This is a genomic window from Planosporangium spinosum (assembly GCF_049999945.1).
Lineage (GTDB): Bacteria > Actinomycetota > Actinomycetes > Mycobacteriales > Micromonosporaceae > Planosporangium > Planosporangium spinosum.
The window spans coordinates 155540-178742 of sequence record NZ_JBLYUB010000015.1 but is presented as its reverse complement, the minus strand read 5'-3'; the positions used below and the strand labels follow the sequence as shown (position 1 = coordinate 178742).

General features: G+C 72.8%; 17 protein-coding genes. 13 read left to right on the top strand and 4 right to left on the bottom strand.

Annotated elements, in window-relative coordinates; genetic code table 11:
• Position 1 precedes the first annotated feature (1 nt).
• The 6 genes from pqqB to ACNTMW_RS20720 all read left to right on the top strand — a co-directional run bounded on the left by pqqB (position 2) and on the right by ACNTMW_RS20720 (position 6944).
• Positions 2 to 922, top strand: coding sequence for a pyrroloquinoline quinone biosynthesis protein PqqB (gene pqqB / locus ACNTMW_RS20745; protein WP_426635349.1), 921 nt, complete (start codon positions 2 to 4; stop codon positions 920 to 922).
• Complete coding sequence (gene pqqC, locus ACNTMW_RS20740) at positions 922 to 1608, top strand: pyrroloquinoline-quinone synthase PqqC (RefSeq protein ID WP_426635348.1); 687 nt, start codon at positions 922 to 924, stop codon at positions 1606 to 1608. Before pqqB ends, pqqC begins: the two co-directional genes overlap by 1 nt.
• A complete protein-coding gene (pqqD, locus tag ACNTMW_RS20735; RefSeq protein ID WP_426635347.1) occupies positions 1605 to 1871 on the top strand; it encodes a pyrroloquinoline quinone biosynthesis peptide chaperone PqqD in 267 nt (88 codons plus the stop codon). Before pqqC ends, pqqD begins: the two co-directional genes overlap by 4 nt.
• Positions 1868 to 2968 (top strand): pyrroloquinoline quinone biosynthesis protein PqqE, encoded by a 1101-nt coding sequence (pqqE, locus tag ACNTMW_RS20730; protein ID WP_426635346.1) that lies wholly within the window; start codon positions 1868 to 1870, stop codon positions 2966 to 2968. The genes pqqD and pqqE overlap by 4 nt, the downstream gene beginning before the upstream one ends.
• A gap of 173 nt (positions 2969 to 3141) precedes the next feature.
• Positions 3142 to 3963, top strand: a complete 822-nt coding sequence (locus ACNTMW_RS20725) for an NAD-dependent epimerase/dehydratase family protein (protein ID WP_426635345.1) — start codon at positions 3142 to 3144, stop codon at positions 3961 to 3963.
• Positions 3964 to 4232: 269 nt separating this feature from the next.
• On the top strand, positions 4233 to 6944 hold the full coding sequence (locus tag ACNTMW_RS20720; RefSeq protein WP_426635344.1) for a putative bifunctional diguanylate cyclase/phosphodiesterase: 2712 nt from the start codon (positions 4233 to 4235) through the stop codon (positions 6942 to 6944).
• A 125-nt stretch (positions 6945 to 7069) separates the two neighbouring features.
• Here the strand turns inward: ACNTMW_RS20720 and ACNTMW_RS20715 are convergent, their stop codons facing one another.
• The gene (locus ACNTMW_RS20715) at positions 7070 to 8473 is read right to left on the bottom strand and encodes a glycoside hydrolase family 6 protein (RefSeq protein ID WP_426635343.1); all 1404 of its coding nucleotides are present in this window, start codon (positions 8471 to 8473) and stop codon (positions 7070 to 7072) included.
• 412 nt (positions 8474 to 8885) lie between these two features.
• Between ACNTMW_RS20715 and ACNTMW_RS20710 the strand changes: the two genes are divergently transcribed.
• The 4 genes from ACNTMW_RS20710 to cydC all read left to right on the top strand — a co-directional run bounded on the left by ACNTMW_RS20710 (position 8886) and on the right by cydC (position 14809).
• Positions 8886 to 10292 (top strand): cytochrome ubiquinol oxidase subunit I, encoded by a 1407-nt coding sequence (locus tag ACNTMW_RS20710; RefSeq protein ID WP_426635342.1) that lies wholly within the window; start codon positions 8886 to 8888, stop codon positions 10290 to 10292.
• 13 nt (positions 10293 to 10305) lie between these two features.
• Positions 10306 to 11361, top strand: coding sequence for a cytochrome d ubiquinol oxidase subunit II (gene cydB / locus ACNTMW_RS20705; RefSeq protein ID WP_426635341.1), 1056 nt, complete (start codon positions 10306 to 10308; stop codon positions 11359 to 11361).
• Positions 11358 to 12986, top strand: coding sequence for a thiol reductant ABC exporter subunit CydD (gene cydD / locus ACNTMW_RS20700; RefSeq protein ID WP_426635340.1), 1629 nt, complete (start codon positions 11358 to 11360; stop codon positions 12984 to 12986). The genes cydB and cydD overlap by 4 nt, the downstream gene beginning before the upstream one ends.
• A 119-nt stretch (positions 12987 to 13105) precedes the next feature.
• A complete protein-coding gene (gene cydC, locus ACNTMW_RS20695; protein ID WP_426635339.1) occupies positions 13106 to 14809 on the top strand; it encodes a thiol reductant ABC exporter subunit CydC in 1704 nt (567 codons plus the stop codon).
• A 176-nt stretch (positions 14810 to 14985) separates the two neighbouring features.
• On the opposite strand, the gene ACNTMW_RS20690 is transcribed toward cydC, so the two are convergent.
• The gene (locus ACNTMW_RS20690) at positions 14986 to 16617 is read right to left on the bottom strand and encodes a mechanosensitive ion channel family protein (RefSeq protein WP_426635373.1); all 1632 of its coding nucleotides are present in this window, start codon (positions 16615 to 16617) and stop codon (positions 14986 to 14988) included.
• A gap of 547 nt (positions 16618 to 17164) precedes the next feature.
• On the opposite strand from ACNTMW_RS20690, the gene ACNTMW_RS20685 reads away from it, so the two are divergent.
• From ACNTMW_RS20685 to ACNTMW_RS20675, 3 genes are read left to right on the top strand one after another with little or no spacing between them, the layout of a single operon-like run.
• The gene (locus tag ACNTMW_RS20685) at positions 17165 to 18367 is read left to right on the top strand and encodes a PP2C family protein-serine/threonine phosphatase (RefSeq protein ID WP_426635372.1); all 1203 of its coding nucleotides are present in this window, start codon (positions 17165 to 17167) and stop codon (positions 18365 to 18367) included.
• Entirely contained in the window at positions 18361 to 20040 is a 1680-nt protein-coding gene (locus tag ACNTMW_RS20680; protein ID WP_426635338.1) for a sensor histidine kinase, read from the top strand. Before ACNTMW_RS20685 ends, ACNTMW_RS20680 begins: the two co-directional genes overlap by 7 nt.
• A complete protein-coding gene (locus ACNTMW_RS20675) occupies positions 20037 to 20495 on the top strand; it encodes a response regulator (protein ID WP_426635337.1) in 459 nt (152 codons plus the stop codon). The genes ACNTMW_RS20680 and ACNTMW_RS20675 overlap by 4 nt, the downstream gene beginning before the upstream one ends.
• 83 nt (positions 20496 to 20578) lie before the next feature.
• Here the strand turns inward: ACNTMW_RS20675 and ACNTMW_RS20670 are convergent, their stop codons facing one another.
• Both ACNTMW_RS20670 and ACNTMW_RS20665 read right to left on the bottom strand, forming a co-directional pair.
• The gene (locus ACNTMW_RS20670) at positions 20579 to 21934 is read right to left on the bottom strand and encodes a dipeptidase (RefSeq protein WP_426635371.1); all 1356 of its coding nucleotides are present in this window, start codon (positions 21932 to 21934) and stop codon (positions 20579 to 20581) included.
• 51 nt (positions 21935 to 21985) lie between these two features.
• Positions 21986 to 23191, bottom strand: a complete 1206-nt coding sequence (locus ACNTMW_RS20665) for a M48 family metallopeptidase (RefSeq protein ID WP_426635336.1) — start codon at positions 23189 to 23191, stop codon at positions 21986 to 21988.
• Positions 23192 to 23203: the final 12 nt, after the last annotated feature.

The window sequence follows — 23203 nt, the reverse complement described above, 5'->3', positions numbered from 1 at the left end:
CGTGCGGGTACGGGTCCTCGGATCCGCGGCGGGCGGGGGCTTCCCGCAGTGGAACTGTGCCTGCCGCAACTGCTCGGGTGTACGGGCCGGCACGTGTGCGGCCCGTACGCGCACCCAGGCCGCCATCGCGGTCAGCGCCGACCGGCAGCGGTGGCTGCTGGTCAACGCCACACCGGACCTCGGCACCCAACTGGCCCGGCTCGCGCCGACCGCCGGGCCGGTGCGGCGCGACCCGATCACCGCCGTGCTGCTGACCGACGCCGAACTCGACCACGTCACCGGCCTGCTCTCGCTGCGCGAGGGCGGCGGACGCGAGGGCGGCGGACGCGAGGGCGGCGGGCTCGTGGTGTACGCGACGGGCTGGATCCTGCGGGCGGCGGCGCCGCTCCTGGCCATCCTGTCGGCGTACCGGCCGGTGGACGCCCGGGAACTCGCCGTGGGCGTGGACACGGTCGTCGACCCGCCGAGCGGGCTGTCCTGCCGGGCCGTCGCGACGGGTTCGACGAAACAGCCCCGTTACGCCGGCGCGCTCGACCCCGATCCGGCGGCGGTGGTCGGCTACCGGTTCACCGACCCGGCGGGCGCGAGCCTGGCCTACGTCCCGTGCCTGCCGGCGCTGACCGACGAGATCGCGGCGGAGCTCAAGGACACCGACTGCGCGTTTTTGGACGGCACCTGCTGGTCCGACGACGAACTGGCCTCGGTCGGCCTGCCGGGCAGGACGTCGCGCGCGATGGGTCACGCGCCGGTCACCGGCCCCGGCGGAACCCTGGAGCGCTTCGCGGCGCTGCCGCCTGCCCGGCGGATCTACACGCACCTCAACAACACCAACCCGCTCCTGATGGAGGACTCCCCCGAACGCCACCGGGTCGAGGCGGCCGGGATCGAGGTCGCCCACGACGGCATGGAGATCGACCTGTGATGGACGACGTCGAATCGTTCGTGGCGCGGCTGCGCGGCCGCTCCGAGGTGTACTGGGCCAACCATCCGTTCCAGCGGGCGATGCTGGCGGGGCACCTGTCCCCCGACCAGATCCGCGGGTTCGTGGCCAACCGCTGGTACTACCAGAAGTCCCTGCCACGCAAGGACGCCGCGGTCATCGCGAACTGTCCGGTGCAGGCGGTGCGCCGGCACTGGTACGAGCGGCTGGTGTACCACGACGGGCCGCGCGAGGGAGCCGGCGGCCTGGCCGATTGGCTGCGCCTGTGCGACGCGGTCGGCCTGGACCGCGCCGAGGTGCTCGACGACCGCGGGGTGCTGCCCGGCGTCCGGTTCGCCGTCGACCGGTACCTGGAGTTCTGCCGTACCGCGCACTGGACCGCCGGGGTCGCGTCCTCGCTGACCGAACTGTTCGCCCCCGACCTGATGACGCGCCGCATCGCCGCGTTCCGGCGGTTCTACCCGTGGATCGACGCCGACGGGCTGGCGTACTTCGAGAAGCGGTGCGCGCAGGCACCCAAGGAGGCGTCGTACGCGTTGGAGGTCGTCACGTCCTACTGCGACACGCCGGAGCGCCGGGCGGCCGCCTGCGACGCGCTCACCCTCAAGTGCGAGGTGCTGTGGTCCATGCTGGACGCCGTCGACTACGCGTACCGGGCGGTGCCATGACACCGGGAGTCGGGACGCCGCGGCTGGCGCCCCACGCGTCGCTGCGCTGGCATCCCGCCCGCGGCGAGTGGCTGGCCATGCTGCCCGAGGCGGTGTTCGTGCTCAACGAGACCGCCGCCGCGGTCCTGGCCCTGTGCGACGGGCGGCGCGGCGTCACCGCGATCGTCACCGCGCTCGGCGACGACTACGACGGCGTCGAGGCGCACGAGGTCGAACAGCTACTGCGCGACCTCGCCGACCAGAAGCTGGTGGAGCTGACATGACGGTGTACCCGCCGCTGGGAATGCTCGCCGAGCTGACCCACGCCTGCCCGCTGCACTGTGCGTACTGCGCGAACCCGGTGGCACTGGTCCCCCGCGCCGACGAGTTGGGCACCGCGGACTGGGTGTCGGTGTTCGCGGCGGCCGCGGCGCTGGGCGTCGCCCAGGTGCACCTGTCCGGCGGCGAGCCGCTGCGCCGCCCGGACCTGCCGGAGCTGGCGGCCGCGTGCGCCGACCACGGCCTGTACACCAACCTCATCACCAGCGGCGTGGGCCTGTCCGCGCGGCTGCTGGCCGCCCTGCCGGTGGACCACGTCCAGCTCAGCGTGCAGGACGCCGAACCGGAGGGCGCCGAGCGGATCAGCGGTACCCGAACCTGGCGGCACAAACTGGACGCGGCCCGGGTGGTGAAGGACAGCGGCCGGCCACTGACGGTGAACGTCGTCCTGCACCGGCAGAACCTCGACCGGATCCCCGCCCTGGTCGACCTCGCCGAGCGGATGGGCGCCGACCGGCTGGAGCTGGCGCACACCCAGTACTACGGGTGGGCCCGGCGCAACCGGGACTGGCTGCTGCCCACGGCGGCGCAGGTACGGGCGGCCGACGCCGCGGTACGGGCCGCCGCCGAGCGCCTCGCCGGCCGGATGGAGATCGCGTACGTCACCGCGGACCTGCACGCCGCCACACCGAAGCCCTGCATGGGTGGCTGGGGGCGGTGGCAGGTGACGGTGACCCCGGACGGGGACGTGCTGCCCTGCCCGGTCGCCAACCTGCTGCCCGACCTGCCGGTGGAGAACGTGCGGTCCCGGCCGCTGCGCGCCATCTGGTACGACTCGGAGTCGTTCAACCGGTTCCGGGGCACGGAATGGATGTCGGAGCCGTGCCGGAGTTGCCCGCGGCGCGAGGTCGACTTCGGCGGCTGCCGCTGCCAGGCGTACCAGTTCACCGGCGACGCGTCGGTGACCGACCCGGCCTGCCGGTACTCGCCGCACCGGCCGCTGGTCGAGGCCGCCCTGGCCGCCGGGGTGCGGGTCGTGCCGGCGGACGGTACGGGTGCCGGACGGCCGACCTACCGGCCGCATCCTCCCGGGCAACGGTAAAGAGAAATCCGCCGCTTGTCCTGCCGGGTGCCCGTGCCCGGCGCCGCTGACGTGCGCGGACACCCGCACCGCGGGTACGGCAACGCTTTCCGCCGGCCGGAAGAATCACGATCGGAACATCCAGCCGACTATTCTGACCATCGATATAGGGACGTGATGCGGAGGTTGCCCCGGTGGGTCGGCTGTTGGTTACCGGTGCGGCCGGGAACATGGGTCGGTTGCTGCGCCCCCTGTTGAGGTCGCCGGGCCGGACGTTGCGCCTGACGGACGTGGTCGAGATCGACGACCCGGTGGACGGCGAGGAGACCCTGGTGGTCGACGTGACCGACGCGGCGGCGGTGGCCAAGGCGTGCCAGGACGTGGATGCGGTGCTGCATCTGGGTGGCATCTCGATCGAGGCGCCCTTCGACGACATCCTCCGGGTCAACGTGGTCGGTACCCACAACGTCCTCCAGGCCGCCGTGAACGCGGGCGTGTCGCGGGTGGTCCTGGCGTCGTCCAACCACGCGGTGGGCTTCTACCGGCGCAGCGCCGACGTGCCGGCCGGCGGCAGCGAGCTGCCCGACGACCTGCTGGCCCGGCCGGACACCTTCTACGGCTGGTCGAAGGCGGCGGTCGAGTCCCTCGGCGCGCTGTACCACCACCGGTTCGGCCTCGACGTGGTCGCGGTCCGGATCGGGTCGTGCTTCCCGGAGCCGATCGGCTCCCGCGGCCTGGCGACCTGGCTGGCGCCCGAGGACGCGGCGCGCCTGGTCGAGGCGTGCCTGTCCGCCCCGGCGGTGGGGTTCCGAATGGTCTGGGGCGTCTCCGACAACACCCGACGATGGTGGTCGCTGGAGGGCGCGAAGGCCCTCGGCTACGTCTCGGGCGACGACGCCGAGCGGTTCGCCCCGAAGCTGATCGCGGAGTTCGGCGAGCCGGCCCCGGCCGAGCCGGTGCACGACCTGGTGGGCGGCCAGTTCTGCCTGGACCCGCTGGGCGAGTGGATGCGCTGAGCCGCACCGGCCGGTTCGCCACCGCCATGTTGGTCACGGACCGTAATCGCCGGAGCAGCTACTGTCGGTGAGGCGACCGGCGGCCCACCAGGCGCCGCGGGCCCCACCCCACCCTCCCGTTTCCCCGCCCGTGACCAGGAGCGATACGGGGAGGCACGTCGGCCAACCGCGATCTGGCGGAACAAGAGTCCTCAGATCAGGGCCCGGGCGGCCGACCGGAACCATGTCCCGCACCTGCGGGAGAGGGTCAGGGTCAGAGGGTGCCGAACATGGACAGTGGGGACGACGCGAACCGCCGGCCGGCCGGGTCACGCCGGCCGATCCTGCTCGCCATCAGCATCGCCGTCGCCGTCATCTCGGTCGCGTGGTTCGCGCTGCGCTGGGCGTACCCGTTCGGCCCGGCGATCCTCGGCTGGCTGCCGGTACCGGCCGGCCCGATCGCCGGGTTCGTCGCCGCCCGGCGGGTCGCCCGCGCCCCCGGCCTGTCCCTGCCCGCGCGGCGGTTCTGGCAGCAGGTCGCCGTCGCCGCCGTCCTGCTGTCGGTCATGGTGTGCACCGCCGCGTACGACTCCCTGGCCGGCCCCGGCGCCCCGCGCCAGCAGTTCGGTCCGGTCTCGCTCGGGCTGGGCGCACTGGCGCTGACCACCCTGCTGTGGTCGCTGCTGCGACTGCCGGTCCGCCACCGCTCCCGCACCGAGTGGCTCACCGTCAGCCTGGACATCGCGATCGTGGCCGTGGCGGCCGGGCTCATGCTGTGGTACTTCATCACCGACCACAGCACCGGCCGGCGGCCCGTCACCGACGACACCGCGGCCGTCATGTCGGTCGTGGTGCTGACCACCGTGACCGTCCTGGCCGCGCTGAAGATGAGCCTGACCGGGGCGACCGGCATCGACCGGCGATCGGGCTGGGCCCTGGGCGGCACCGTCGTGGCCGGAGCGATGCTCGGCGCGCACGGGACGCTGCTGGCCGAGCGACCGGACCTGTCCGTCCTGATGCCGGTGATGCCGCTGGTCTACCTCGGCATCGTCACCGCCGCGCGGCTGCAACTGCGCGCGGCGACCACCGACCGCCGGCAGGAGCGCCCCCGCAAGCGCACGTTCAACCTGTTGCCGTACGCGGCGGTCGCCGGCACCGACGCGGTGCTGCTGCTGGAGATGCGCCACTCGTCGGACAACCTCGAACTGATGATCGTCGGGTCGGTGACGCTGACCGTCCTCGTGGTGGTCCGCCAACTGTTCGCCTTCGCCGACAACGCCCGACTGCTGGCCCGCGTCGACGCGAGCATGCTCGAACTGCGCCGGCACGAGCAGCGGTTCCGGTCGCTGGTCCAGAACTCCTACGACGTCATCACCATCATCGGTACCGGCGGGCGCTTCACGTACCTGAGCCCCGGCGCCCGGCGGGTCCTCGGCATCGAGCCGGCCGAGTGGACGGGCCGGCTGGCCAACGACTCGGTACACCCCGACGACCTGCCGGCGCTCGATGCGCTGGTACGCGCCCTGCACGGTGAGCCGGGCGCGAGCGTCCGCGCGCAGGCCCGGGTCTTCCACGCCGACGGCGCGTGGCGGTGGATGGAGGTCACCTACACCAACCTGCTGGACGACCCGAGCGTGAACGGCATCGTCTGCAACGCCCGCGACATCTCCGACACCCGCCGCTACCAGGACCAGCTCGCCTACCAGGCGTCCCACGACGAGCTGACCGGCCTGGCGAACCGGGCGCTGTTCGCCTCGCGTACCGAACGCGCCGTGGCGACCGCCGAACCCGGTACCGTCGCGGTGGCCCTGGTCGACCTGGACGACTTCAAGACCATCAACGACCGGCTCGGCCACGCGGTGGGTGACGCGCTGCTGGTCGCGGTGAGTGCCCGGCTGCGCGCCTGCATGCGCCCCGACGACACGGTCGCCCGGCTCGGCGGGGACGAGTTCGCGGTCCTGCTCACCGATCTGCGCCCCGGCGAGAGCGGCACGATCGCCGAGCGGATCATCGCCGCGCTGACCGAGTCGGTGAGCGCGGGCACCCACGACCTGCTGATCCAGGCGAGCATCGGACTGGCCGACAACGACACCGGCAGCGACGCCGACGACCTGCTCCGCCGCGCCGACATCGCCATGTACGCGGCCAAGGAGCTGGGCAAGAACCGGTACGTCAACTACGACTCCGACCTCGACGCCCGCGCGGTCGAGCACGCCCAGCTCGCCGCCGAGCTGAGCCACGCGCTGGAACGCGACGAGCTGCGCCTGCTCTACCAACCGGTCGTCGACCTGCCCACCGGCAAGCTGGTCGGGGTGGAGGCGCTCGTCCGCTGGATGCACTCGCGGGACGGGATGGTCTCGCCGGTCCGGTTCATCCCGGTCGCCGAGCGCACCGGCCTGATCGTGCCGCTGGGCGAGTGGATCCTGCGGACCGCCTGCCGCCAGGCGGCGGAGTGGCACCGGCAGTACGGCGACGAGGCGCCGGAGAAGATGAGCGTCAACGTCTCCGCCCGCCAGCTGCTCGAGCCGGCCTTCCCGCAGACCGTCGCCGCGATCCTGACCGAGACCGGCCTGGAGCCGGGACGGCTGACCATCGAGATCACCGAGACGGCCGTTTTCGGCGGCGGGCGCGCCGTCGAAGCGGTCGCGGCCATCCACGCGCTCGGCGTCGCGATCGCCCTCGACGACTTCGGTACCGGCCACTCCTCCCTCGGCCTGCTGCGCACCTGCCCGGTCGACGTGCTCAAGGTGGACAAGTCCTTCGTGGACGGGGTCACCGGCACCGTCGAGCAGGAGGCGATCGTCACGTCCATCATCGAGATCGCGCAGGCTCTGGGGCTGCGCGCGATCGCCGAGGGCGTCGAGACCGGCGCCCAGGCCGACCGGCTGCACACGCTCGGGTACCGCATGGCCCAGGGCTTCCACTTCGCCAAGCCGCTGGATCCCACCGAGGTGGAACGCATGTTCACGGCACGCGACGGGTACGCCCCGGCCGCCGCCTGAGGCGGGCTCCGCGTCGGAGGTGCGCGCGGCTGGATCCCGCGCACCGTGGCGCCCTCACGCACCGCCGACGGGGCGGCCGGGCACGCGCCGTGCCGGGCCGCCCCGCATGCCGTCCGGGGGGACGGTCAGGGGCTGCTACAGGTCAGCGTCGGGGTGGACGCCGCGCCGTTGGCGGTGAAGCCGAACTGGGTCGAGGCGTTGGCGGCCAGCGCCCCGTTCCAGGAGACGTTCTTCACCGAGGCGGTGGAGCCGGTGGTGGTCAGCGTTCCGTTCCAGACCTGGCTGATGGACTGGCCGCCGGCCAGCGTCCAGGTCACCGTCCAGCCGTTGATGGCCGAGGTGCCGGCCTTCACCGTCACCTGCCCCTGGAACCCGCCCTGCCACGAGCTGACCGTCTGATACGTGGCGGTGCAGGCACCCGCCGGCGGGGTGGTCGGCGGCGCGGTGGTCGGCGGCGCGGTGGTCGGCGGGGTGGTCGGTGGCCTGCTGGTCGGCGGCGCGGTGGTCGGCGGGGTGGTCGTCGGCGGCGCGGTGGTCGGCGGGTACGGCGCGCTGCTGGCCAGGCTGTAGGCGAGGTCGGGCTGGAACGAGCCGGCGGCGTACTTGCAGCCGTCGGCCTCGCCCGGAGGCTTGACCCACAGGTACGCGTCGATGTTCGCGTCGCCGGTGTCCGTGGTGGGGTACTGGCCGATGCGCCGGTCGGTGTTGTCGTCGCCGCACCAGTCGCCGCTGGCACCGCCGTTGCGGCTGGTGTCGATGATCTGGCGCTTGCCCGGTACGCCGAGCCCGGCGAGGGCGGAGATGATGGACCGGCCGTAGCCGGCCTCGCTCGACGTGGGGTTGAAGTTCGACACGTTGGTGTAGAAGCCGTCGGCGTACTGGATACCGGCCGCCTTCAGCCGGTTGGCCTGCTCGCTCGCGCTGTTCCACGTCGAGTGCCCGCCGTCGAGGTACACCTTCGCGTTGGCGTTGGCCGCCTTGATGGTCTGCGTCGCGCTGGTGAGGGCCTGGTTACGCGCGGCGAGCTCGCTGGCGCTCAGGCACGTCTGCAGGGCGATCGAGTCGGTCTCCAGGATGATGACGACCGTCCGGCTGCCCAGCGCCCTGGCGAAACTGGACACCCAGGACTGGTACTGGGTGAAGTCCGGGGCTCCGCCCGCGCTCGCACCGCCGCAGTCACGGTTGGGAATCTCGTACACCGACAGCACCGGGATCTGGTTCGCCGCGTTCGCGTTGCCGATGAAGGTGGACACCTCGGACTGGACGGTCGAGGGGTTGAACGACGACAGCCAGTGCGCCTGCGGCTGGCTGGCGATCTTGTCTCGGATGACCGGCGTGCGCGAGTCGTTGGGGTTGGCAGCGACCCACTTCATGACCTGGGTGCTGGGGTCGCGGTACAGTCCGCCGGAGAGCGTGCCGGCCGACGCGGAGCCGACGGCGAACCAGACACCGGCGGCGACCGTGCCGGCCACGGCCACCGCGGCGACGGCCACCGATCGCCGGCGGCCTGGTGCGGAGCGAAGAGACACGGGCCGTCCTTCCTCGAAATCAAGTTAAGAGCGTCAATGGAAGCGCTCCCATAGCACGGTAACCGACGCCATCGCGACTGCCAAGACATGCGTCGATCCACCGTGAGCCGTCCCCATTGCCCGCGTCGTCGCCCCCTGGACGGCCGTCCCCATCGGCCGCGCCACCCCGGACGGCCGTCCCCATTGCCCACTCCGCCCCCGGACGGCCGTCCTCATTGGTCGGCGCTCTCCGTCACACCCACCGACACCCTCCCCTCCCACACCGGTCCGGGAAGGGTACCGTGGCTACATATAGCGGCGGTACATAAGAGTGATCAGGACTCCCGGCAGCCCCGACGGGACTTTCGGCCCTGAATCCACCAGCACCCTTGATCGGATGCTGCTCGCAGGCTTGTGACGAAAGGATCCGAGCGTGCACGCACTGGACATCGCACGATGGCAGTTCGCCGTGACCACGGTGTACCACTTCTTGTTCGTACCGATCACGATCGGCCTCTCGGCACTCGTCGCGATCCTCCAGACAGCGTGGGTCCGCACCGGCAAGGAGCACTACCTGCGGGCCACCAAGTTCTGGGGCAAGCTGTTCCTGATCAACTTTGCGATGGGCGTCGTCACCGGCATCGTCCAGGAGTTCCAGTTCGGCATGAACTGGAGCGCCTACTCCCGGTACGTCGGCGACATCTTCGGCGCGCCGCTGGCGATCGAGGGACTGCTGGCGTTCTTCCTGGAGTCCACGTTCCTCGGCCTGTGGATCTTCGGCTGGGACCGGCTGCCGAAGAAGGCGCACCTCGCCAGCATCTGGCTCGCCTCGATCGGCACCATCCTGTCGGCGTACTTCATCCTCGCGGCGAACTCGTGGATGCAGCACCCGGTCGGGTACCGGATCAACCCGGACACCAACCGGGCGGAGCTGACCGACTTCGTGGCGCTGCTCACCAACTCCACGACCCTGGTCACGTTCCCGCACACCCTCGCCGCGGCGTTCCTCACCTCGGCCGTCGTCATGCTGTGCGTCTGCGCCTGGCACCTGAGGCGCGGCAACGAGATCTCCGTCTTCCGGCCCAGCCTGCGCCTGGCGCTGTGGGTCATCGTGATCTCCGGTGCTGCCGTCGCGATCAGCGGTGACATCCAGGGCAAGATCATGACCGAGCAGCAGCCGATGAAGATGGCCGCCGCCGAGGCGCTGTACCAGACCCGGCCGGCCGCCTCCTTCTCGCTGTTCTCGATCGGCCCGCTGGACGGCAGCGCCGAGACGTTCGGGCTGCGCGTGCCGAACGCCGCGTCGTTCCTGGCCACCGGCGACCCGAACGGCACCGTCGAGGGGATCAACGACCTCCAGCGCGAGTACGAGCAGCGCTTCGGCCCCGGCGACTACACGCCGTACGTGCCGGCCACGTACTGGTCCTTCCGGCTGATGATCGGTCTGGGCATGGTCTCGGTCCTGCTCGGCGTGCTCGGCCTGTGGCTGACCCGACGGAGCCGGCTGCCGAAGGGCGCGCTGTTCTGGCGGGCCGCCGTCTGGTCGGTGTCGCTGCCACTGCTGGCCAACTCGTTCGGCTGGATCTTCACCGAGATGGGCCGCCAGCCGTGGACGGTCTTCGGGGTCCTGAAGACGGCCGACAGCGTCTCCCCGTCGGTCGGCGCCGGCACCGTCATCACGTCCCTGGCCGTCTTCACCCTCCTGTACGGCGGGCTGGCCGTGGTCGAGCTGTACCTGATACTGCGCTACGCCAAGGCCGGGCCGCCGCAGCTACCGGCGCACGAGCCGGACGACGAGTCCACCGACGCCGACGACCGGCCGCTGGCCTTCGCGTACTAGAGAAGAGGCAGTCATGACGCTGGTTGACGTCTGGTTCACGCTGATCGCGGTGCTGTGGACCGGGTACTTCCTGCTCGAAGGGTTCGACTTCGGGGTGGGCATCCTGCTGCCGGTGCTCGGCCGGGGCGACGAGGCCCGCAAGCGGGTGATCCTCAACACGATCGGACCGGTCTGGGACGGCAACGAGGTCTGGCTGATCGTCGCGGGCGGTGCGACGTTCGCCGCCTTCCCCGAGTGGTACGCGAGCCTGTTCTCCGGGTTCTACCTGCCGTTGCTGCTGATCCTGGTCGCGCTGATCGTGCGCGGCGTGGCGTTCGAGTACCGGGGCAAGGTCGACAGCGACCGCTGGCGGCGCAACTGGGACACCGCGATCGTGTTCGGCAGTCTGCTGCCGGCGATACTGTGGGGCGTGGCATTCGGCAACATCGTGCGCGGGGTCGCACTCGACGCCGATCACCACTACGTCGGTGGGTTCATGGATCTGCTCAACCCGTACGCCCTGGTCGGTGGCGCCACCACGCTGCTGCTGTTCACCACCCACGGGGCGGTGTTCCTCGCGCTGAAGACGGCCGGTCCGGTCCGCGCCGACGCGCGGGCGGTCGCCGCCCGGGCCGGTACCGCCGCGGTCGTCCCGGCCGCCGGGTTCCTGCTGTGGACCCAGGCCACCCGGGGCGACGCGACGACCGCCGTCCCCGCGCTGATCGCGGCGGCCGCGCTGGTCGCGGCGCTGCTGGCCAACCGGTCCGGCCGGGAGGGCTGGGCGTTCCTGGCCACCGCGGTCACGATCGCGGCCGCCACGGCGACCCTGTTCGGCGCGCTCTTCCCAAACGTGCTGCCATCCACGATCGACCCGGCGTACAGCCTGACGGTCACGAACGCCGCCTCCACCCCGTACACGCTGAAGATCATGACCTGGGTGGCGGTCGCCTTCACGCCGGTCGTGCTGGTGTACCAGGGCTGGACGTACTGGGTGTTCCGCAAGCGCATCGGGGTGCAGCACATCCCGCCGGCGACCGCGACCCCGACGCCGGCCCGCAACGCGGCTTCCGTGGGGGCGACGTCTCCGTGAAGCCGCTCGACCCCCGGCTGATCCGCTACGCCGGGGCGACCCGCTGGTACCTGGTCGCCTGCGTCACCCTCGGCCTGGCCGGCGCCGGGCTGATCGTGGCGCAGGCGACCCTGCTCGCCGACGGCATCAGCACCGCCTTCCACGGCCACGGCGGCATCACCCCGATCCTCGCCGCCCTGGCCGTGGTCGTCGCCGTGCGGGCACTGCTGGCCTGGGCGCAGGAGGTGACCGCCCACCGGGCGGCCGCGGCGGTCAAGAGCCAGCTCCGCCAGCGACTGCTCGCGCACGTGACGAAGCTCGGCCCCGGCTGGCTGACCGGCCAGAAGGGTGGAGAACTGACCACGCTCGCCACCCGGGGGGTCGACGCGCTCGACGGGTACTTCTCCCGGTACCTGCCGCAGCTCGTGCTCGCCGCGGTGGTACCCGCGATCGTGCTCGCCCGGCTCCTGCCGGCCGACCTGCTCGCCACCGTGACGATCGCGCTCACGCTCCCGCTGATCCCGATCTTCCTCGCGCTCGTCGGGCTGACCACGCAGGCCCGCAACCGGCGCAGCTTCCGGATGCTGACCCGGCTGGCCCACCACTTCCTCGACGTGGTCGCCGGGCTGCCCACGCTCAAGGTGTTCGGCCGGGCCAAGGCCCAGGCCGAGACGATCCGCCGGGTCAGCGACGAACACCGGCGGGTCACCATGCGTACCCTCCGGCTGGCCTTCCTGTCCTCGCTGGTCCTGGAGCTGGTCGCGACGATCTCGGTCGCCCTGGTCGCGGTCGGCGTGGGCCTGCGCCTGGTCAACGGCACCCTCGACCTGCGCACCGCCCTGCTGGTACTGATCCTGGCGCCCGAGGCGTACCTGCCGCTGCGGCTGGTCGGCACCCACTTCCACGCCAGCACGGAAGGGCTCGCCGCCGCCGAACAGGTCTTCGCGGTACTGGAGGAAGAGCCGCCGGCGCGCGGCAGCCGCACCGACGTGCCACCCGGCCCGATCTCGCTGTCCGGCGTGTCGGTGCGCTACCCCGACCGCGCCGTCCCCGCCCTCGACGGCGTCGACCTGACCATCTCCCCCGGCGAGGTGCTCGCACTGACCGGACCGAGCGGCTGCGGCAAGTCCACCCTGCTGTCGGTCCTGCTCGGCTTCGTCACCCCGGACGCCGGCCGGGTCGGAGTCGGCGGCGCCGACCTGGCGACCCTCGACCCGGACGCATGGCGCCGGCACGTGGTGTGGATGTCGCAGCGGCCGTACCTGTTCGCCGGTACGGTCGCCGACAACATCCGGCTCGGCGCCCCCGACGCCTCGTCCGACGCCGTGCGTTCGGCGGCCGAGGCGGCACTGGCCGCCGGTTTCCTTGACGTCACCGTCGGCGAGGGCGGTGCCGGACTCTCCGCCGGCCAGCGCCAACGCGTCGCGCTGGCCCGTGCCTTCCTGTCACCGGCGCCTGTCGTGCTGCTCGACGAGCCGACCGCCAACCTCGACGGTGAGAGTGAGGCCGCCGTCCTGGAGGGGGTCCGCCGCTTGAGCCGCGACCGTACGGTCGTCCTGGTCGCCCACCGGCCAGCACTGCTCGCGATCGCCGACCGGGTGGTCACCATGGAGGCCGGCCGGATCGTCGAGGCGGTGACGGCATGACCACCCCCGCTCCCGTCCCGACCCCCTCCGCCGCTCCCCCCGCCACCTCCCTCACCTCTCCGCGATCGTGGACGCGTACGGGGCCTGTGGGCCGTACCCGGCGCCACGATCGCAGGTCGGTGCTGCGGTTGCTGCGCCTCGCGTCGCCGGTCGCGCCGCGCCTGCTGCTCGCGGCGCTCTACGGGGTACTGGCCGCCGGGAGTGCGATCGGCCTCACCGCGACCTCGGCCTGGCTGATCTCGCGGGCCGCCCAGCACCCGCCCGTGCTGTACCTGACCGTCGCGATCGTGGCGGTCCGCACGTTCGGCATCGCACGCGGGGTGTTCCGTTACCTCGAACGCCTGTCCGGGCACGACGCGGCGTTCCGGGTACTGACCCGGCTGCGGGTACGCGCCTACCAGCGGCTGGAGCGGCTGGCGCCGGCCTCCCTTCCGCTCCTGCGCGCCGGTGACCTGGTCAGCCGGTTCGTCGCCGACGTCGACGCGGCCCTCGACGTACTCGTCCGGGTGGTCCTGCCGTACCTGGTCGCCGCCCTGGTCGGCGCGTTGACCATCGGGTTCGTCGCGACGCTGCTCCCCTCGGCCGCGGTGGTCCTCACCGCCGGGCTACTGGTGGTGGCGATCGGCGTGCCGCTGGTCCAGCAGGCCGCCGCACGGCGGGCCGACCGCGGCACCGCGCACCTGCGCGGGGAACTGTCCGCGGCCACCGTCGACCTGCTGCACGGCCTGCCGGACCTGATCGCGTACGGGGCGACGGAGCGGCGGCTGGCCGCCCTCGCCGCGACGGACTCCCGGCTGCGGCGGGCCGCCTCCCGGTCGGCGACCGGGGTGGGCCTCGGCGCGGGCCTGCTGTCCCTGGCGACGGGCGGGTGCGTGTGGGCGTCCCTCGCCCTGGGCGCCCACGCCGTACCCGCGGGCGCGCTGGACAGCGTCCTGCTCGCCGTCGTGGTGCTCACCCCGCTGGCGGTCTTCGACACCGTCTCGGGACTGCCCGCCGCGGCGGCCCAACTGGCGACCGCCCGCGCCGCGCTCACCCGGGTCTTCGACCTGCTCGACCAGCCCGACCCGGTGGCCGAACCGACCGCACCGGCACCCCTGCCGCAGCCGCCGTACCGGCTGGAGGCGACCGGGCTGGGCGCCCGGTGGCCGGGCGGCCCCGAGGTGCTGCATGAGGTGTCCCTTGCGCTCCCGCCGGGCCGGCGGGTCGCGGTCGTGGGGCCCAGCGGCTCCGGCAAGAGCACCCTCGCGGCGGTACTCGTCCGGTTCCTGGACCCGAGCGCCGGGACGGTCACGCTGGACGGCGTGGACACCCGTGATCTCGCCGGCGACGACCTCCGTACCGTGGTCGGTCTGCTCACCGACGACGCCCGGCTGTTCGACACGACGATCGCGGACAACCTCCGGATCGGTGCCCCCGACGCCGACGAGGCCCGGATGCGCCCCGCGCTCGCCGAGGCCCGACTGCTGGACTGGGTGGACTCGCTGCCGAAGGGACTCGACACGATGGTCGGCGAGCAGGGCTCGCGGCTGTCGGGCGGCCAGCGACGCCGGCTCGCGCTGGCCCGCGCGCTGCTGGCGGACTTCCCCATCCTGATCATGGATGAGCCTACCGAGCACCTCGACGAGATGACCGCCGACGCGCTCACCGCCGACCTCCTCGCCGCCACCCGCGGGCGGACCACGGTCCTCATCACGCACCGGCTGACCGGCCTGGCCGAGGTGGACGAGATCGTCGTCCTCGACGGCGGGCGGGTCGTCCAGCGCGGCAGCCACGACGCGCTGGTCGCGGTCGACGGGCCGTACCGGCGGATGTGGCGCGGCTGACCGGAGAACCCCCGCACCCTCCGGCGCCCCGGAGAGCCCGGCAGCCGCCCGGCCGGCCGCGCACCCGCAGGAGTCCGCGCGGAGCGGAGCGGGCTACCCCTCCCGCCACACGGACAGGGCCGCCCCCTCCGCTTCCGCGGGGGCGGCCCTGTCCGTGGTCGCTGCCGGTGTGCCGACTACTTGCTGCCGGTCCCGCCCTGCCCGCGCCGTCGGGTCGGCGGCTTCGGCGGTGCCGGCTGCTCCACCTCGGGGGTGGGCAGGACCTGCGTACGCTCGGAGTCGTCGTCCGCCGCGGTCGCCGGCAACTGGATCGGCTGCGTCCTCTCGGCGTCCTGGCCGGCGTCGCCGCCGGTACCCGCCAGTTCCGGTGCGATCTCGGCGAGGCTGGCGACCGGCAGCGCGACCGTCGGCTCGTCGGACGGCGGGGCCTGCGGCAGGGTACCGGCCTCGGCAGCGGCGCGGCGCGCCGCGGCCTGCTCGGCACGCTCCCGCGCGGTCAGCCGACCGGTGCGCTTCTTCGCCGCCGGCCGTGCCGCCGCTTCCGGCGCCGCCTCGACGGGTGCCACCGCTTCCGGCGCCGCTTCCGGCGCCGTCTCAGCGGGGGACGTCGCTGCGGGGGCGGTCACCGTAGGCATGATCTCCGTCGGCGCCGTGACCGCCTGGGCAGCAGCCTCCTGCGCCTCGGCCTCCCGCCGGGCCGCCTCCTCGCGTTCAGCCGCCTCCCGCGCCTCGGCCTCCCGCCGGGCCGCCTCCTCGCGCTCCGCAGCCTCCCGCGCCTCAGCCTCCCGCCGAGCCGCCTCCGCACGCTCGGCCTCCGCCGCGGCAAGTGCCTCGGCCTCCCGCCGGGCCGCCTCCTCGCGTTCCGCTGCCTCCCGCTCGGCCGCCTCCCGCGCCTCAGCCTCCCGCCGGGCCGCCTCCTCGCGCTCCGCTGCCTCCCGCCCGGCCGCCTCCCGCGCCTCAGCCTCCCGCCGAGCCGCCTCCTCGCGCTCCGCAGCCTCCCGCTCCGCTGCCTCCCGCGCCTCAGCCTCCCACCGGGCCGCCTCCGCACGCTCGGCCTCCGCCGCGGCGAGTGCCTCGGCCTCCCGCCGAGCCGCCTCCTCGCGCTCCGCCTGCCGCTGCTCGGCCGCCTCGCGCACCTGCTCACGGACCTGCGGCAGTTCCAGCTCGACCCGGCTCAGCCAGGACTCCCAACGCAGCTGCATCGGCCGGATCAGGCCGCCGCCGACGCCGACGACGAGGATCCCTGCGATGGTGGCGAGTACCGCGATGAGGATCGGCGTGGTCACCGTCGTCGCCACGCCGATCTGGTTCAGCGCGGCGATGACACCGATGCCGATGATGAACGCACTGACCGTACCGGCGAGCAGCCGCCCGTACGACAGGCCGCCGAGCAGGCCGGTGATCAGGTTGCGCACCGCGGCGGCGACGGCCGCGGCGACCACGACGATGATGATCGCGACGAACGCCTTCGGCAGCCAGGTCAGGATCGCCGCGATGAGATCGGACACCGGGTTGGGTCCCCAGATCCCGAACGCCAGTTGCAGCGTGACCAGCAGGACGGCGTAGTAGACCAGGGTGGCCATCAGGCCACGGGCGTCGTACCGGGTGTGCGCCAGCACCCGCCCCACGCCTCCGCGCTCCACCGCCCGGTCGAAGCCGATGCGTTGCAGCAGGTGGTTCGCACCGGCGCGGAGCAGCCGGGCGGCGAGCCAACCGAGGACCAGAATCGCGATGAACGCGATGAACCTGGGTACGAAACGGGCAACGTCACTGAGCGCATCCTGGACCGGTCCGGACGCGAGGGCCATCACGGCGCCACCTCCCCATACGAGTTCCTATCGACCGTGCCGTACCCGACAGGTACGTCGATGACACGCCGGGACGCGATCACGGCTACGGCGGAACAATGTACTGGCAGGAGCGGTTATGTAATGCGTCGGTGTGCTGAGTGTCCCCCGGGCTACAATCATCGCCTTCGCGGAATACCGTCCGGCTGGAGCCGCGTCGCGCCACTCGCCGAGAGGCGACCTGCACACCGACCTTTCGTCACGCCCCCGCTGGTCAGCATGGCCGCGGGGGCGTCGCGTATCGCCACGCGGGCGTCGAGATCTCCCATCGGACGACCGCCTCTTCCGCCGGGAAACGTGGCACGGGAGGCCGCGTTTCCCGGCGGAAGAGCTCATCCTGGTCACGAAACTCACCCGAATATTCATCCAGCTTGGCGATAGCAGCCGCGGTGGGAGAGGATCCGACCATGCGTGCCGGAGTCGACCGTACGGGCAGGCGCAACGCCGCCGAAGGGTGGAGCCTGCCCGCGTGACCGTCCCCGATACGACCCCAAGCACCCGCCACGAGCTGGCCCATCTGGACCAGCTCGTGCGTTCGACGCAGTTCGACCGGGCCGGCCGGCTGCGGGTACTGCTGGTCGAGGACGACCCGGGCGACGCGTTCCTGGTACAGGAGCTGTTGCTCGAGGCGCAGGCTCCGGTCGAGTTGCAGATCGCCACCAGCATGGCGGAGGCCCGGGCGCTGCTGCGGTCGGTCGACTGCGTGCTGCTCGACCTCGGGCTGCCCGACGCGAGCGGGCTCGGCGGCCTGCGCGAGTTGCTGGACGAGGCCGGGGGCGCCGCGGTCTGCGTACTCACCGGGCTGGAGGACGAGCACCTCGGCGTCGCCGCGGTGGGTGAGGGCGCACAGGACTACCTGGTCAAGGGCAAGGTCGACGGGGTACTGCTGAGCCGGGCGCTGCGCTACGCCGTCGAGCGCAAACGGGCCGACGAAAACGCCCGCCGGCTGCGCGAGGCCGAGTTGCGGCAGGCCGAGTCGGCGCGGCTGGAGCGCGGCCTGCTCCCCCAGCCGCTGATCGACCCGTCGACGGCCGGGCTGGTCTCGTTCTACCGGCCGGGCCGGCACCGGGCCCTGCTCGGCGGCGACTTCTACGACGTGGTGGAGGTCAGCCCGGGCCGGCTGCAACTGCTCGTGGGCGACGTGTGCGGCCACGGCGTGGAGGAGGCCGCGCTCGGGGTGACGCTGCGGGTCGCCTGGCGGGCGCTCGTGTTGGCCCGGGTACCCGACGAGGAGGTACTCCCGGCGCTGGAGCAGGTCCTGGTCAGCGAGCGCCGCTCCGACGAGCTGTTCGCGACGGTGGCGATGGTCAGCGTCGACGTGCCGGCGAACCGGGCCACCGTCCGCCTCGCCGGCCATCCCCCACCGGTCCTGCTGACCGGCGGGCGCGCCGTGCCGTGCGAGGTGGACCCCGGCCTGGTCCTGGGAGTGATGCCCGGCCTGTCCTGCCCGGCGGTCGACGTCGACCTCCCCGGCTCCGACTGGGGGCTGCTGACCTACACCGACGGGCTGATCGAGGGGCTCGGCGGCGGTACCCAGGACCGGCTGGGCATCGACGGGCTGTGCGCGCTGCTGCGCGGGTACCGGGAGCGCGTCGGCACGCCGCACGAGCTGCCGCGGTGGCTGGTCGGCCAGGCGGAACTGCGAAACGGCGAGCCGCTCGCCGACGACGTGGCGATGCTGCTGCTCAACCCGGGTGGTGCGGAATGGTGACGAGGTGGACGCTGGGCCGGCGGATCACGGCCCTGTGCGCGGTCGTGGCGCTGCTGCTCACCGCCATCGCGATGGGCGCGGCCGGCGCGGCCGAGACGGGCCGGTCCCAGGTCAAGGAACTGCTGGACCGGATCGGTCCGCTGCGCACCAGCTCCGAGCAGCTGCTCACCGTGCTGGTCGACCAGGAGACCGGGGTACGCGGCTTCGTGCTGACCCGGTCCGACGACTTTCTCACGCCGTACCGGTCGGGGGTCGCCGAGCAGCAGCGGCTGATCACGCAGATGCGCGGCCTGACCCGCGACGGCACCGTGCTGCGGCACCTGGACGCCATCGACGCGCAGGCCGCGGCCTGGCGGGCCGAGGTCGCCGAGCCGGCGATCGCCGCGGCCCGCGCGGATGACCAGGCGCGGGTCGAGTCGATCCTGTCCGAGGCGAGCCGGGCGCGCTTCGAGGAGATCCGGGCGTCGGCCGGGGCGCTCCAGGAACGGGTGACCGCGATCCGGGCCGCCGCCGCGGACCGGATCCGCGGCACCCAGGGTGCGGTCGTCATCCTGCTGCTGCTGGCCGCGGTCGTGACGGTCGTCGGCGGCGTGGCGCTGGTGCTGCTGCTGCGCCGGTTGGTCACCCGCCCGGTGGTCACGCTCGCCGGCAAGGTACGGCAGGTGGCCGGGGGCGACTACGAGCGCGAGATCGCCAGTGAGGGGCCACCGGAGGTGGCACGGCTGGCCCACGACATCAACGCGATGCGCCAGCAGATCGTGGCCGACCTTGGCACGGTACGCCGGGCGCACCTGCTGCTGGAACAGGCCAACCAGCGGCTCGCACAGCAGGCCGAGGAGCTGACCCGGTCCAACCGGGACCTGGAGCAGTTCGCCTACGTCGCCTCGCACGACCTGCAGGAGCCGCTGCGCAAGGTGGCCAGCTTCTGCCAACTGCTGCAACGCCGGTACGCCGGCCAGCTCGACGAGCGGGCCGACCAGTACATCGCGTTCGCCGTGGACGGCGCGCAGCGCATGCAGCGGCTCATCAACGACCTGCTGGCGTTCTCCCGCATCGGCCGGATCACCACCGGGTTCACCGACATCGACCTGAACCGCATCGTCGCCGACGCGGCCGGCCAGCTCGGTTGGCGGATCGAGCAGGTGGACGGCGAGGTCACCTGGTCCGACCTGCCGGTCGTAAAGGGTGAGGAGCCGCTGCTGTCGGCGCTCTTCACCAACCTGATCAGCAACTCGCTGAAGTTCCGCCACCCCGACCGCCCGCCCCGGGTACGCGTCGAGGCGGAACGGGTCGGCGACGAGTGGCAGCTCTCCTGCGCCGACAACGGCATCGGCATCGAGCCGGAGTACGCCGACAAGATCTTCGTCATCTTCCAGCGGCTGCACCCGAAGAGCGAGTACCCCGGGACCGGCATCGGGCTGGCGATCGTCAAGAAGATCGTCGAGTACCATGGCGGCCGCATCTGGCTGGACACCGAGGCCCGGGAGGGCACGGTGATCCGGCTCGCCCTACCGGCCGTCACCACCGGGGCGGCGGCAGCCGGGCACCCGGAGCCGACGGCGACCGGCGAACCGCCGGCGATCACCGGCGCGCCGCCGGCGGTCACCACCGGCGACACCGAGTTGAGCCCGGCGGCCGCCGGCGCCCCCCGCACCGAGGAGACCGCGTCATGACCGACGCCCTGCGCCACCCGTCCGCGACCCCGATCGAGGTGCTGCTGGTCGAGGACGACCCCGGTGACGTCCTCATGACGCGGGAGGCGTTCGAAGAGCACAAGGTGGGCAACAACCTGTCGGTGGTCAACGACGGCGCGGAGGCGATCGCGTACCTGCGCCGGCAGGGCCGGTACGCCGACGCGGCCCGGCCGGACCTGATCCTGCTCGACCTGAACCTGCCCCGGCGTGACGGCCGGGAGGTGCTCGCCGAGATCAAGAACGATCCGGACCTGCGCCAGATCCCGGTGGTGGTGCTGACCACCTCGCAGGCCGATGAGGACATCGTGCGCAGCTACCAGTTGCACGCGAACGCGTACGTGACCAAGCCCGTCGACTTCGAGCGCTTCATCGAGGTGGTACGCCAGATCGACGACTTCTTCGTCAGCGTGGTGAAGCTCCCGCCCCGCGCCTAGCCTCCCCAAGGTCGTCACAACTTCCGGGAAGTTGTGGTCTCGGGGTACCCGTGAGGCCACAACTTCCCGGAAGTTGTCGCGGTCTAGTGAGCCGCCGAGTTGGCGGCGCCCAGCTTGTGCAGCAGCAGCGCCTCGGCCAGGCAGCCCCGGGCGAACTCGGCCAGGTGCAGGCTCTCGTTCGGGCCGTGCGCCCGCGAGTCCGGGTCCTCCACCCCGGTGACGAGCACCTCGGCGCCGGGGAACAGTTCCTGGAAGGTCGCGATGAACGGGATCGACCCGCCGACGCCCATGTCGACCGGGGCGACGCCGTCCCACGCCTGCGCGAACGCGGCGCGCGCCGCGTCGTACGCCGGGCCGGAGGTACCGACCACGCACGGCTCGCCGCCGCTCTCCAGGGTCACGGTCACGCGTGAGCCCCACGGCGCGTGGCGCTCCAGGTGCGCGGTGAGCGCCTCGTAGGCGGACTTCCAGTTGTCGCCGGGCGCGATGCGCACGCTCACCTTGGCCTTCGCCGCCGGTACCAGCGCGTTCGGCGCCTCACCGGTCGCCGGGGCGTCGATGCCGAGTACCGAGATCGACGGCTTGGTCCACAGCCGCTCGACGATCCGGCCGGTGCCGATCAGGTCGACCCCGTCGAGGATGCCCGACTCCTGGCGGAACCGGTCTTCGGGGTAGTCCAGCGGGGCGGCGCTGCCCCGGGCCAGCCCGTCGACGGCGACGTCGCCGGCCTCGTCGTGCAGCGTGGCGAGCAGCCGGGACAGGGCGGTCAGGGCGTCGGGCACGGCGCCGCCGAACATGCCGCTGTGTACGGCGTGGTCGAGCGTGCGTACCTCGACGAACGCGTTGACCAGGCCGCGCAGCCCGGTGGTGAGCGCCGGCTGGCCGACGTCCCAGTTGCCGGAGTCGGCGATGACGATGACGTCGGAGGCGAGGTCGTCGCGGTACTCGCGCAGCAGCGTCTCCAGGGATTCGGAGCCGTACTCCTCCTCGCCCTCGACGAAGACGATGACACCGACGGGCAGCGCGTCGCCGAACGCCCGCAGCGCGGCGACGTGCGTCATGATGCCGGCCTTGTCGTCGGCGGCGCCGCGCGCGTACAGCCGGCCGTCGCGCTCCACCGGCTCGAACGGGTCGGTCCGCCACTGGCTGAGGTCGCCCGGCGGCTGGACGTCGTGGTGGGCGTAGAGCAGCACGGTCGGCGCGCCGGGCGGGGCCGGCTTGCGGCCGATGACGGCCGGCTGGCCACCGGACCGGACGATGCGGACGTCGGGCAGCCCGGCGCCGCGCAGCAGCTCGGCGACCGCCTCGGCGGAGCGCTCGACCTGGCTGTGGTCGAAACCGTCGAACGCGATGCCCGGAATCCGGACCAGTCGCTCCAGGTCCGCTCGTACGCCCGGCAGTTCACGGTCTATGGCGGCGCGCAGTTCGGTCTCGGTCATGGGTGCGGTCATGACCGCGATCGTATGTTCCCCTTACCCGCCCGGCTACGTTCAGGGTTGCTCGCCGCCCCGCTCGTCGCCGGGATTCGTGGCCTGGGACCAGGGGTCGTCGTCGGCCTCCTGCCCTCCGGTGCCGGTGCCCCCGGTCCTCGGGCGGCCCGCGCCGGCCATCCAGTCGCGGACCCGTCCGGCGCCGGTGCCGACCCAGTCGCCGGCGCCGTCGCCGAGGCGGCGCAGCAGCGACACCAGCGGGTCCTGCGACCGGGCGAACGACTCCCGGTACGAGTCGGCGGCGGCCTTCACGTCCTCGCGTACCGACGAGGCGCGCGGATCGTCGCGGCGCAGGTACTCGCCGCCGAGGATGCGCTGGTACTCCCCCGAGTCGACCCACGCGCGCAGCGCCGCCGCCCGGCCGACCGGCAACGGGTGGGTGCGGTCCAGCACCATCCCGATCTTGATCATGCTGTCCCGCAGGTCGCCGGCCCGGTCGTACTCGGCGGCCTGTTCGAGGAACGCGGTGACGTCGATCTCGGACAGGTCACCACCGCCGGCGAGTTTCATGTTCAGCCGCAGCGACGCGTGCGGGTCCTGGCTGGCGAGCAGGCCCGCCCGGTCGGCGGACAGCTCGGCCTTGCGCCACCATTCCCGCAGCCCCGCCGAGATGGCGCGCAGCGCCAGCGCCCCGACCGGCAGCCAGGACAGCCGGGTGGCCCAGTCGTGCAGGATCATCGCCATCGTCCGGTAGACGGCGTGCCCGCTGAGCAGGTGTCCGATCTCGTGGCCGAGCAGGCAGCGCAGCTCGGAGTCGTCGAGCAGCTCCAGCGCACCAGAGTTGATCACGATGAACGGCTTGGACATGCCGATGCACATGCCGTTGATCGAGCGGTCGTACTGCACGTACAGCTCGGGCAGCTCCGTCACGTCGAGGGTGGCGGCCGCCTCGGCGAACAGCCGGTAGACCCGCGGGTACTGCCGGTGGTCGACCCGGATCGCGCTGCCGAGGTACTCCAGCCGCAACGCCCGCTCGTTCCACAGGCCGGACAGGGCCTTGAGGACGTCGTCGAAGCCGCGCAGTTCACGCAGCGCGGACAGGGCGCCCCGGTCGGCCGGGTGCTCCCAGGTCCGCGAACTGATGCCGGTCAGGACCACCCGCCTGCGTACCGGAGCCGCGCCGGTCGCCCCGTCGGGAGCCGCGCCGGTCGCCTCGTCGTCCGCCCCGTCGGGAGCCGCGCCGGTCGCCTCGTCGTCGGTGCTCATCGCCGATCCCCT